This window comes from Microbacterium sp. NPDC055683, from assembly GCF_053617895.1.
This window is the reverse complement of the sequence record NZ_JBSHGQ010000070.1, coordinates 1-10,365: the sequence shown is the minus strand read 5'-3', so window position 1 is coordinate 10,365 and position 10,365 is coordinate 1. Positions and strand designations below refer to the sequence as shown.

At 71.3% G+C, this 10,365-nt stretch carries 15 protein-coding genes and 2 tRNA genes; 9 read left to right on the top strand and 8 right to left on the bottom strand.

The window, feature by feature from the left end; translation table 11 throughout:
* Positions 1 to 46: 46 nt before the first annotated feature.
* From ettA to msrA, 3 genes are all read right to left on the bottom strand, one after another.
* Complete coding sequence (ettA, locus tag ACWGPF_RS17175; protein ID WP_452333942.1) at positions 47 to 1,726, bottom strand: energy-dependent translational throttle protein EttA; 1,680 nt, start codon at positions 1,724 to 1,726, stop codon at positions 47 to 49.
* 114 nt (positions 1,727 to 1,840) lie between these two features.
* Positions 1,841 to 2,362 carry a single-stranded DNA-binding protein gene (locus ACWGPF_RS17170; RefSeq protein WP_452333941.1) on the bottom strand — a complete coding sequence of 174 codons (522 nt, stop codon included), beginning with the start codon at positions 2,360 to 2,362 and terminating at the stop codon, positions 1,841 to 1,843.
* A 231-nt stretch (positions 2,363 to 2,593) separates the two neighbouring features.
* Positions 2,594 to 3,139: a peptide-methionine (S)-S-oxide reductase MsrA gene (gene msrA / locus ACWGPF_RS17165; RefSeq protein ID WP_452333940.1), complete on the bottom strand. Its 546-nt coding sequence runs from the start codon at positions 3,137 to 3,139 to the stop codon at positions 2,594 to 2,596.
* A 66-nt stretch (positions 3,140 to 3,205) separates the two neighbouring features.
* Between msrA and ACWGPF_RS17160 the strand changes: the two genes are divergently transcribed.
* Positions 3,206 to 3,475 carry a hypothetical protein gene (locus ACWGPF_RS17160; protein WP_452333939.1) on the top strand — a complete coding sequence of 90 codons (270 nt, stop codon included), beginning with the start codon at positions 3,206 to 3,208 and terminating at the stop codon, positions 3,473 to 3,475.
* Positions 3,476 to 3,511: 36 nt separating this feature from the next.
* Here ACWGPF_RS17160 and yczR read toward each other — a convergent pair whose 3' ends face one another.
* Complete coding sequence (gene yczR / locus ACWGPF_RS17155; protein ID WP_452333938.1) at positions 3,512 to 4,945, bottom strand: MocR-like transcription factor YczR; 1,434 nt, start codon at positions 4,943 to 4,945, stop codon at positions 3,512 to 3,514.
* Between the two features lie 62 nt (positions 4,946 to 5,007).
* Here yczR and ACWGPF_RS17150 point away from each other — a divergent pair, with 62 nt between their 5' ends.
* Both ACWGPF_RS17150 and yczE read left to right on the top strand, forming a co-directional pair.
* Positions 5,008 to 5,136, top strand: a complete 129-nt coding sequence (locus tag ACWGPF_RS17150) for a hypothetical protein (protein WP_452333937.1) — start codon at positions 5,008 to 5,010, stop codon at positions 5,134 to 5,136.
* 26 nt (positions 5,137 to 5,162) lie between these two features.
* The gene (yczE, locus tag ACWGPF_RS17145) at positions 5,163 to 5,801 is read left to right on the top strand and encodes a membrane protein YczE (protein WP_452333944.1); all 639 of its coding nucleotides are present in this window, start codon (positions 5,163 to 5,165) and stop codon (positions 5,799 to 5,801) included.
* On the opposite strand, the gene ACWGPF_RS17140 is transcribed toward yczE, so the two are convergent.
* Positions 5,761 to 5,970 carry a methyltransferase gene (locus tag ACWGPF_RS17140; RefSeq protein WP_452333936.1) on the bottom strand — a complete coding sequence of 70 codons (210 nt, stop codon included), beginning with the start codon at positions 5,968 to 5,970 and terminating at the stop codon, positions 5,761 to 5,763. The two genes, yczE and ACWGPF_RS17140, sit on opposite strands and share 41 nt — an antisense overlap.
* 94 nt (positions 5,971 to 6,064) lie before the next feature.
* Between ACWGPF_RS17140 and ACWGPF_RS17135 the strand changes: the two genes are divergently transcribed.
* The 6 genes from ACWGPF_RS17135 (at position 6,065) to ACWGPF_RS17110 (ending at position 8,063) form a co-directional block, all read left to right on the top strand.
* Positions 6,065 to 6,141: transfer RNA gene (locus ACWGPF_RS17135), tRNA-Arg, on the top strand.
* Between the two features lie 33 nt (positions 6,142 to 6,174).
* On the top strand, positions 6,175 to 6,801 hold the full coding sequence (gene orn, locus ACWGPF_RS17130) for an oligoribonuclease (RefSeq protein ID WP_452333935.1): 627 nt from the start codon (positions 6,175 to 6,177) through the stop codon (positions 6,799 to 6,801).
* 38 nt (positions 6,802 to 6,839) lie between these two features.
* Positions 6,840 to 6,915: transfer RNA gene (locus tag ACWGPF_RS17125), tRNA-His, on the top strand.
* A 73-nt stretch (positions 6,916 to 6,988) separates the two neighbouring features.
* Entirely contained in the window at positions 6,989 to 7,336 is a 348-nt protein-coding gene (locus tag ACWGPF_RS17120) for a metallopeptidase family protein (RefSeq protein WP_452333943.1), read from the top strand.
* Complete coding sequence (clpS, locus tag ACWGPF_RS17115) at positions 7,327 to 7,623, top strand: ATP-dependent Clp protease adapter ClpS (RefSeq protein WP_452333934.1); 297 nt, start codon at positions 7,327 to 7,329, stop codon at positions 7,621 to 7,623. The genes ACWGPF_RS17120 and clpS overlap by 10 nt, the downstream gene beginning before the upstream one ends.
* Complete coding sequence (locus tag ACWGPF_RS17110) at positions 7,623 to 8,063, top strand: DUF2017 family protein (protein ID WP_452333933.1); 441 nt, start codon at positions 7,623 to 7,625, stop codon at positions 8,061 to 8,063. The genes clpS and ACWGPF_RS17110 overlap by 1 nt, the downstream gene beginning before the upstream one ends.
* A gap of 1 nt (position 8,064) precedes the next feature.
* Here the strand turns inward: ACWGPF_RS17110 and ACWGPF_RS17105 are convergent, their stop codons facing one another.
* From ACWGPF_RS17105 to dinB, 3 genes are read right to left on the bottom strand one after another with little or no spacing between them, the layout of a single operon-like run.
* Positions 8,065 to 8,616, bottom strand: coding sequence for a hypothetical protein (locus ACWGPF_RS17105; RefSeq protein WP_452333932.1), 552 nt, complete (start codon positions 8,614 to 8,616; stop codon positions 8,065 to 8,067).
* Positions 8,600 to 8,920, bottom strand: coding sequence for a hypothetical protein (locus ACWGPF_RS17100; protein ID WP_452333931.1), 321 nt, complete (start codon positions 8,918 to 8,920; stop codon positions 8,600 to 8,602). Before ACWGPF_RS17100 ends, ACWGPF_RS17105 begins: the two co-directional genes overlap by 17 nt.
* 31 nt (positions 8,921 to 8,951) lie before the next feature.
* Positions 8,952 to 10,214 (bottom strand): DNA polymerase IV, encoded by a 1,263-nt coding sequence (dinB, locus tag ACWGPF_RS17095; RefSeq protein ID WP_452333930.1) that lies wholly within the window; start codon positions 10,212 to 10,214, stop codon positions 8,952 to 8,954.
* Positions 10,215 to 10,365: the final 151 nt, after the last annotated feature.

Below are 10,365 nucleotides of genomic sequence, written 5' to 3'. Positions count from 1 at the left end.
CGCCCGTCCGGATCTCCGGGCGGGCGTCGTCGTGCAGCGGTCGCGCTCAGTCGCGCGTGAGCTTGCGGTGGGTCGTGCGGTGGGGACGCGCCGCGTCCGCGCCCAGGCGCTCGATCTTGTTCGCCTCGTACGCCTCGAAGTTGCCCTCGAACCAGTACCACTGGTCGGGCTTCTCGTCGGTGCCCTCGTAGGCGAGGATGTGCGTGGCGATGCGGTCGAGGAACCACCGGTCGTGGGTGATGACGACGGCGCAGCCCGGGAACTCGAGGAGCGCGTTCTCGAGCGACCCGAGGGTCTCCACGTCGAGGTCGTTGGTGGGCTCGTCGAGGAGGAGCAGGTTGCCGCCCTCCTTCAGGGTGAGCGCCAGGTTGAGGCGGTTGCGCTCGCCGCCGGAGAGCACGCCGGCCTTCTTCTGCTGGTCGGGCCCCTTGAAGCCGAACTTCGACACGTAGGCGCGCGAGGGGATCTCGATCTTGCCGACCGTGATGTAGTCGAGTCCGTCGGAGACGACCTCCCACAGCGTCTTCTCGGGGTCGATGCTGGCGCGGGACTGGTCGACGTAGCTGATCTTGACCGTCTCGCCGATCTTGAGGTCGCCCCCGTCGAGCGGCTCGAGGCCGACGATCGTCTTGAAGAGCGTGGTCTTGCCGACGCCGTTCGGGCCGATCACGCCGACGATGCCGTTGGGCGGCAGGCTGAAGCTCAGCCCGTCGATGAGCGAGCGGCCGTCGAAGCCCTTCTGGAGGTTCTTCGCCTCGATCACGACGTTTCCGAGGCGCGGCCCCGCGGGGATCTGGATCTCCTCGAAGTCCAGCTTCCGCGTCCGCTCCGCCTCCGCCGCCATCTCCTCGTAGCGCGCGAGACGCGCCTTCGACTTGGTCTGACGGCCCTTCGCGCTCGAGCGCACCCACTCGAGCTCGTCCTTGAGGCGCTTCTGGAGCTTCGCGTCCTTCTTGCCCTGGATGTCGAGGCGCTCGGCCTTCTTCTCGAGGTAGGTCGAGTAGTTGCCCTCGTAGCCGATGAGACGGCCACGGTCGACCTCCGCGATCCACTCGGCGACATGGTCGAGGAAGTACCGGTCGTGGGTGATCGCGATGACGGCGCCCTTGTACGACTGCAGGTGCTGCTCGAGCCAGAGCACGCTCTCGGCGTCGAGGTGGTTGGTGGGCTCGTCCAGCAGGAGCAGATCGGGCTTCTGGAGCAGGAGCTTCGCGAGCGCGACGCGGCGCTTCTCACCGCCGGAGAGCGGGGCGATGGCCGCATCCGCCGGCGGCGTGCGCAGAGCGTCCATCGCCTGCTCGAGCTGGGAGTCGAGGTCCCAGCCGTCTGCCGCGTCGATCTCCTCCTGGAGGGTCCCCATCTCGGCGAGGAGCGCGTCGAAGTCGGCGTCGGGCTCGGCCATGAGCGCCGAGATCTCGTTGAACCGGTCGAGCTTCGCCTTGATGGCGATGCCGTCCTGCACGTTCTCCAGGACCGTCTTCGACTCGTCGAGCTCGGGCTCCTGCATGAGGATGCCGACAGTGAAGCCCGGAGTGAGCTTCGCCTCGCCGTTCGAGGGCTGGTCGAGGCCCGCCATGATCTTGAGGATGGTCGACTTGCCGGCGCCGTTCGGGCCGACCATGCCGATCTTCGCTCCGGGCAGGAACGCCATGGTGACGTCGTCGAGGATGAGCTTGTCGCCCACCGACTTGCGGGCGCGCACCATTTGGTAGATGTATTCAGCCATTTGGGTCCCAGTCTAGAGGGGGACGCGCGCATGCGAGAGGTCCGATCCTGAGCGACCGGAGCGATCGCGGGAGGGGTCGGACGGCGGAAAGGGGAGGACACCGTCCGCTCGACGTCAGAACGGCGTGGCGACGACCTCCTCGCCCTCGCGATCGAGCGGCGCGAGATCGTCCGACGACGCCTCATCCGCGGACGCGGTCGCGGGCGCATCGCCGTCGTGCACGGGGATGGCCCAGCCGTCGGCCGGGGTCGAGCGCTCGCCCTGCCCCCGCTTCGCGGACGTGCCGCCTCGCGCGTACTTCGCCGTGCCGAAGAGCAGATCGATGCCGAGCGCATCGGCCGTGATCTGCACGTCGGTGTGCGGCCCCGTGTCGCCCTTCCACGAGCGGACGACGAGCCGCCCTGCGACGATGACCCGCTGACCCTTCTCGAGCGAGGCGCCGCCGTTCTTCGCGAGCGAGCCGAAGACCGAGATCGAGTAGAAGCTCGGCGCGTCGTCCACCCACTCCTTCGTGTCGTTGTCGAGGCGACGGTGATTGGTCGCCATCCGGAACTTCAGCAGCGGCCTGCCGTCGGCGAGCGTCCGCAGATCGGGGTCGCTCGCGATGTTCCCGACGATGGTGATCTGGTCTGCCATGGGGATCCCTCCTGCCGGAGACCCTCTCCGACGCCTGGTCCCCTCAGGACACCGCATGCCGTGCCGTCGCGTGGGCGCCCTGCCCGATCTGTGGACCGATCCGGCCGCCGGGACGGCCTGTGCACGGCTCAACGCGCCGCCGGCCGCACGGCACCTCTCCCCCAGGTCGCAGTTCGCGTCCTCGAACGACCGTTTCGGGACGGAAAAGGCGACCTGGGCGAGAGAGCGAGGTCAGGCCGCGTACTCCGCGAACCGGGCGCGCACCTTGTTCACCTTCGGCACGGCGACGGCGAGGCAGTACCCCTGCGTGGGGTTCTTCGCGAAGAAGTCCTGGTGGTAGTCCTCGGCGTCGTAGAACGCCCCGAGCGGCTCGATCGTCGTCACGATGTCGCCCTCGACCGAGCCGACGGGGGCGTCCCAGATGTCGGCTGCACGCTCGCGGGCGGCCTCGAACAGCTCCCTCTGCGCGTCGTCGGCGAAGAACATCGCGCTGCGGTACTGGGTGCCGCGGTCGGCCCCCTGGTGGTTGAGCTGCCGCGGGTCGTGCATGGTGAAGAACGCGTCGAGGATGATCTCGGGCGCGATGACGTCGGGATCGAACTCCACCTTCACCGCCTCGGCATGGCCCGTCGCCCCCGTGCAGACCTGCTCGTACGAGGGGTTCAGCCGTGCGCCTCCCGTGTAGCCGGACACGACCGACGTCACCCCGCGGAGGGCGCGGTAGGCCGCGTCGAGGCACCAGAAGCAGCCTCCTGCGATCACGAACGTCTGTGTCATGTGCACTCCTCTGAACGAATGTCGGCGGCCCCTCCTATCGTCGCAGACGCCGGGAAGGAGCCACTCATGACCAACACCGCGACAGTCCTCGCCATTCCGCTCGACGAGCCGCCGGTCGGGCTCTCCTGGGCGCGCCTCGAGCGCGCGGGCGCGGCGCTCTGGCGTGTGCGCTCCGCAGCCGACGGGCTCAGCGTCGGCCACCTCCGCGTCGTGGAGGCCGACGGAGCCGTGCGATATCGCGCAGAGCGATTCCATGCCGCGTGCGGGGCCCTCATCGCGTTCGGCGAGTTCTGGACGGCAGACGAGGCCGTCGACGTCCTCCGCCGTTCCGTCTGAGCGGCGCATCGCACGTGCGGAAGCCGCAGCGACGCCTCAGACGAGGGCGTCCACCGGGGCGTGCTCGACGGATGCGGGCCCGGCCGCGACCTCGTCCCAGACGTCGGCGAGGATGCCCACGGCGCGCCGGAGCGTGTCGGCGGGCGCCGTGAAGGGGATGCGGAGGTGCCGTTCGTGACCCCCGCCCACGGAGAACCGCGGACCCGCCGAGAGGAGGACGCCGGCCCGGCGGGCCGCGAGGACGAGTGCAGAGCTGCGAGGGGCGCCGAGCTCGACCCACAGGGCGACCCCTCCGTCCGGCGGCGCGGCACGCCAGTCCGGCAGCCGGTGCGCGAGCTCCTCGACGACCGCGTCGCGGCCGTCGCGAAGAAGGTCCGCGCGCTGGGCGATGATCTCCGGCATGAACGGCATGAGCCGATCGACGACGACTTGCTCGAAGTCGGGAGTGCCGAGGTCCGTCAGCGGACGCGCGGCGAGCATGCGACGAATCGTCTGCTCGTCGGCGCGGACCCATCCGACCCGCAATCCGCCCCACACCGTCTTCCCGACCGACCCGAGCGTGATGACCTCCGTGCCGGCCGGCGCGAGCGCCGCGAACGGCAGCCCGGCGCCCTGACCGGCGATGTCGAGGTCTGCCGTCGTCTCGTCGACCACCAGCACCGTCCCCGAGGCGCGCGCGGCGGCCGCGATCCGCTCCACGACATCGACGGACATCGTCTCGCCCGTCGGGTTGTGGAATCGCGGCATGAGGTAGGCCGCGACGGGAGACGCCCGCCGGAGCGCGTCGTCGGCGCGCTCCATGTCCCAGCCGGCTCCGGGCGCGACCGGCACGCCGACGAGCCGGGCGCCCGCCGCCGCGTAGCTCTCGGCTGCGTGGGGGTACGTGGGCGTCTCCACGAGCAGCCGATCGCCGCGCGACACGAGCAGTCGCGCCGTCAGGGCGATGGCGCTCTGCGCACCCGTCGTGATCATGACCTGCTCCGCCGTCGTGGGGAGACCGCGCGCCGAGAACCGCGCCGCGATCGATTCGCGCAGGCTCCGCAGGCCGAACATCTCGTAGCCCGAGCGCGCGATCACGGCGGGGGCGTCCGCCGCTGCCTCGGCGTAGGCCGCCGCGAGGCCCGGCCAGGCAGGAGGGCTCGCCTGCTGCAGGTCGATGGCTCCGTCGACATCGGTGGCCCTCCCGAGATCGCGGCGACCGAGAGGAAGGGTGATGCTCCCCGACCCCCGGACGCTCTCGATGTGGCGGCTCTCGCGCAGGCTGCGGTACGCCGCCGCCACGGTCGTGCGGCTCACGCGCAGCCGCGCGGCGAGCTCGCGCTCCGCGGGAAGGGCGGTGCGCGGGGCGATCCGGTTGTCGAGGCACAGGAGACGGATCGCATCGGCGAGCGCCTCGTACGCGGGCTCGCGGGTGCGCCACGGTCCGAGGCGCTCGTCGAGCGCCCTCGCAGAGAGTCGAGAGTCCATCATGCGGACCACCGTAGCAGGATTGGCATCTTGTGCAAGGTCCAATTCGGGAGTGGCATGGATGCATGTTCGTCACCCTCGTCGTCCTCGTCCCGCTCGCCGCGCTCTCGCTCTGCGCGATCGTCACCGCGATCGTCGAGATCGTCCGCGACGGCTATCGCGCCGTGGCGACCGAGACGGACAACCGATCGTGAACGCGCCCATCCGCGCGGCCGTCCGGATGTCGCGCCTCGTGATCGGCCTCGCCCTGTACGGCGTCGGAGCGGCGCTCACGGTCACGGCCGGGCTCGGCGTCGATCCCTGGACGGTCCTCGCCGAGGGGATCTCCCGCCAGACCGGTATCGGCGTCGGCTGGACGACGAACCTCCTCGGAGCCCTCGTCCTGCTCGTGTGGATCCCGCTGCGTCAGAGACCCGGACTCGGGACCCTGCTCAACGTGCTGCTCGTCGGCACGAGCATGCAGATCGCCCTCACCCTGCTCCCCCGCCCTGACGACTTCGCACCGCGCGTCGCGCTCCTGGCCGCCGGCATCGCGCTCGTCGCCCTCGCATCCGGCGTCTACCTCGGCGCCGACCTCGGCGCAGGACCGCGGGACGGCCTCATGACGGGTCTGCACCGACGTCTCGGATGGCCGCTGTGGCGCGCCCGCGCGACGGTCGAGATCACCGTGCTGGCCGCGGGCTGGCTGCTCGGAGGGACGGTGGGCGTGGGCACGATCGCGTTCGCGCTCGCCATCGGCCCGCTCGTCGGGGCGGCCATGCGGCTCCTGGCGGGCCCCGCGTCCGCGACAGCGCACGCGGGGTCCGCGGCTGCGGCGATCAGTGCCGGCGGAACTCGGGACGCTCCGCCCCCGGCGTGAGGTGCGCGTGGAGCGCGCTCTTCGCGATGTCGAGCTCGGGGTAGGTGCCGACCGGCTCCGTTCGGTCCACCATCCGCACCTCGAACCCCTCGTCCGTCTCCTTGATCGATCCGACGGCCCCGTTGGCGCCGTGGGCGACCCACAGCCGCCCCTCCTGCATCGTCGTCATCGTCGACTCCTTCCACTGGTCCCCTCAACGACGGTATGTCGCGCCGCCGGCGTGCACCAGGGCTTGACGCGCAAGGGCGATATGCTCGAGGAGACCCCCAGTAGCTCAGTGGACCAGAGCAACGAGCTTCTAACTCGCAGGTCGCACGTTCGAATCGTGCCTGGGGGACCATCGCGCGTCGGCGCCCCTCGATAGGCTGGGGGGATGGTGAGCGCATCCGAGAACGACCGGCTCGTCTGGATCGACTGCGAGATGACGGGCCTCGACCTCTCGGTCGACGAGCTCGTCGAGATCGCGATCGTCGTGACGGACTTCGAGCTCCGCATCCTCGACCCCGGCTTCCAGGTGGTCATCCGGCCGACGCAGGCCGCACTCGACAACATGGGCGAGTTCGTGACGGGGATGCATCGCACCTCCGGTCTTCTGGAGGAGATCCCGTCCGGAGTTCCGCTCGAGGAGGCCGAGCGGCAGTCGCTCGAGTACATCCGCCGCTTCGTCCCGCTCGAGCGGAAGGCGCCGCTCGCGGGCAACACGATCGGCACCGACCGGATGTTCCTCGCGAAGTACATGCCGCAGGTCGACGGGCACCTGCACTACCGCAACGTCGACGTCTCCAGCATCAAGGAGCTCTCCCGTCGCTGGTACCCGCGCGCGTACTTCCAGGCGCCGGGCAAGGACGGCGGCCATCGCGCACTCGCCGACATCCTGGAGTCGATCCGCGAGCTCGCCTACTACCGCCGTGCCGTCTTCGTCGCGCAGCCCGGGCCGACGTCGGAGGAGGCCCGCGACACGGCCGAGGACGTCGTTTCGTCTTTTGCGCGGAGCGTGTGACAGAATAGAGAAGTTGCCCCGGCAGGCCGGGGCACATGGTGGCTATAGCTCAGTTGGTAGAGCACCTGGTTGTGGTCCAGGGGGTCGCCGGTTCAAGCCCGGTTAGCCACCCCATTCTTCGGGGCCCGGACGATCGTCCGGGCCCCGATCCCGTTCCCGGACCTGCGGCTAGACTCGATTCGCGATGATGGACATGGACGCGGACGCCTTCGAGAGCCTCGTCGTCGACGAGTTGGATCGACTGCCCGACGAGATGGTCGACGGCCTCGACAACGTCGTGTTCGTCGTCGAGGATCGTCCAGAGGACGGCAGCCTCGATCTCCTCGGGCTGTACGACGGCCTCGCGCTCACCGAGCGCGGCCGCTACGGGATGGGCGAGCTCCCCGACCGCATCATCGTCTACCGCGAGCCCCACCTCGACCGGTGCGCCGATCTGGCCGAGCTGCGCGACGAGGTGCACACGACGCTCGTGCACGAGATCGCCCACTTCTACGGGATCGACGACGACCGCCTGCACGAGCTCGGATGGGCCTGATGCCCACCGCCTCGCCGGAGCTCGACGAGCAGATCGACCTCGGAGCCGCCCCCTCGACGCCGTGGCAGACGGTCGTGTGGGACGACCCCGTGAACCTCATGAGCTACGTCGTACACGTGTTCCGACAGTACTTCGGCTATCCGCTCGAGCAGGCGACCGCCCTCATGCTCGCCGTCCACAACGACGGCCACGCCGTCGTCGCGGAGGGAGCGCGCGAGCAGATGGAGCTCCACGCGCAGGCGATGCACGACTACGGTCTCTGGGCCACCGTGCGGAGGGCCGAGTGATGCCAGGCGTCGTCGTCGAGCTGTCCGCGTTCGAGCGCGACCACCTGCGCGAGCTCGTCGCGCAGTTCGCGGGGCTCGTCGCCGGGGGCGCCGACGACCCCGCGCTCGAGCGCCTGACGCCCTCGGCGTATCGCGACGACGCCGAGGCCGCCGCCGAGTTCCGCGGCCTCACGCGCGACGACCTGCTGCGACGCCGCGCAGACGACGCGGGCGTCGTGCTCGCCGGCATCGATCGCGGTACGCCGCTCGAGCTGGACGCGGAGGAGACGAACGCCTGGCTGCGCACGCTCGCCGCCGTGCGCCTCGTCCTCGCCACGCGGCTCGGAATCGACCAGAGCGACGATCTCGTCGATCGACACGAGCCGCGCTTCGCGCTGTACGACTGGCTGGGGTACCGGCTCGAGCTCCTCGTGCTCGCCGCCGACGGACAGGACCGCTGAGTCACGACATCCGCAGCCTCAGGTGCGCGCGCTCCTGCGGCCTCTCCGTCACGATGTGCACGTCCTCCTGCGCGGCCCACCGCTCCCAGTGCGGGCGGAAGCCGTCGCCGTCGCGCTCGAGCGCCCGTCGCCGACGCTCCTCGGCGTCGCCGTCGAGCCAGATCGCGGCATCCGCCATCGGGGCGGACGCCGCCGTCAGCGCGCCGCACCCCTCCACGACGAGAGCGCGCTCGGGATCGACCTCCACCGCCTCGCCCGCGAAGGTGCCTGCGCCCCAGTCGAAGCGCCGATAGCGCCCGCGCTCCCGCGCGCGGTGCGGGGCGAGCACGAGCGCGCAGGCGAGCGCCGCTCCCTCGCGGAGGCCACCCCAGCCGGGATAGAGCTCGTCGAGCGAGACGAGCTGCGCTGCGCCGCCGGGCCATCCCGCCGCCACGGCGCGCGCGAGCGTCGTCTTGCCCGCTCCGCTGCGGCCGTCGATCACGAGCCGGCGCGCACCGCGCGCCGCGACGAGACGGAGGACGCGCTCGGGTGCCCCGCTACTTCTTGAGGGCACGGATGATCTTCGTGAGCGCGTGACCCGCCACGCACACGAAGGGCACGGCGACGGCGAGCAGCGCGACGAGGTTCGGCTCGAAGCGGAGCTCCCCTCCGCGGCGCACGTACGCGCCGATCGGGGCGGAGAATCCGCCGCCTCCCCCGCCGCCGTTCCCGCTCTCGTCGGATCCCCCGCCGAACCCCGTCCAGGTCGCGGCGACGGGCACGAAGCGCTCGCCGTCGACCTCCTGCGGCTCGCCGTACGCGGCGCTCACTCCGAGTCCCGCCGAGATGCGGCCGATTTCCAGTGCGATGTTGGGCATGCGACCACGCTACTCGGGAGTCGCACGGCTGTCAGTCGGAATCCTCCGCCGGTCGCGGCGTGCGCGGTACCTGCGGATGGCGCTCGGCACGCCCCAGGAAGGCGGCGCGCGTGACGACGCCGTCGCCGAAGCGCGCCACCGCGTCGTCGAGCGTCCCCTCCACGCGCTTCCAGTCCTCGTCGTCGTCCCACAGCGCGAGGGCGCCACCGCCGGCTGCTCCGAGGCGGTCGGCCCGTACGCCGATGAGACGGACCGCCTGCCGCAGCTCGACGGCGGCGAGCAGCTCTCGCGCGACCTCGCCGATGCGCTGACCGCTCGCGCTCGGCTCGCCGAGCGTCTGCGATCGCGTGATGGTCGCGAAGTCCGAGAACCGGACCTTGATCGAGACGCCGCCCGCCTCGAGGCCGCCGCGCCGCAGCCGCACGGCGACCCGGTCGGCGAGACGGAGCATCTCGGCACGGAGCAGGCCGGCGTCCGACACGTCGTCGTGGAAGGTCTCCTCGTGCGAGATGCTCTTCTCGACGCGCTGGGTCTCGATGCGGCGCGGATCCTCCCCGCGCGCGAGCGCCGCGACCCGCTCGGCCGCCGCCCGCCCGAGCGCGCGCTCGAGGACATCCGCCGGCGTGCGCCGCACGTCTCCGATCGTGCGGATGCCGCGGGATTCGAGTCCCTCCGCGGCACGCGGGCCGACGCCCCAGATGGCGCGCACCGACCGCGGCTCGAGGAACTCGAGAGTGCGAGCGGCGGGCACGATCAGCAGGCCGTCGGGCTTGGACAGCGTGGAGGCCATCTTCGCGACGTGCTTGGTCGCCGCGGCGCCCACCGAGCACGTGATGCCCGCCTCCGCGCGCACGCGCTGGCGGATCATCCGCGCGATCGCCCCCGGGGGTCCCCACAGGCGCCGCGCGCCGCGCACGTCGAGGAACGCCTCGTCGATCGACAGCTGCTCGACGAGCGGCGTGATGCTGCGGAAGATGTCCATGACCTGCGCCGACAAGGCGCGATAGCGGTCGAAGTGCGGCGGCACGATGAGGGCGTGCGGACAGAGCCGGATCGCCTGGCTCACGGGCATGGCCGAGCGCACGCCGAACCGGCGCGCCTCGTACGACGCGCTCGACACGACCGAGCGGCCGTCCGGCGCGCCGATGATGATCGGCTTGCCCGCGAGCGACGGATCGTCGAGCACCTCGACGGCCGCGTAGAACGCGTCCATGTCCACGTGCAGGATGCCCGCGCCGGCGTCGTCCGCGCCCGCGGGCGAGACGAGCCTGCCCGTGCCGTCCTGCCGCCCCATGGCGTCATCCTCTCCTGGACCCCGGACATCGCCGGGAACGCCGCGAGGGCGGGGGCAGACGCCCCCGCCCGCGCGGCGGGCACGGCCGCAGGCGTGGGGGTGGCTCTCCGCCCGCAACCCGGGCGGCCGGGCGATGTTGGTGTAGGAGGTA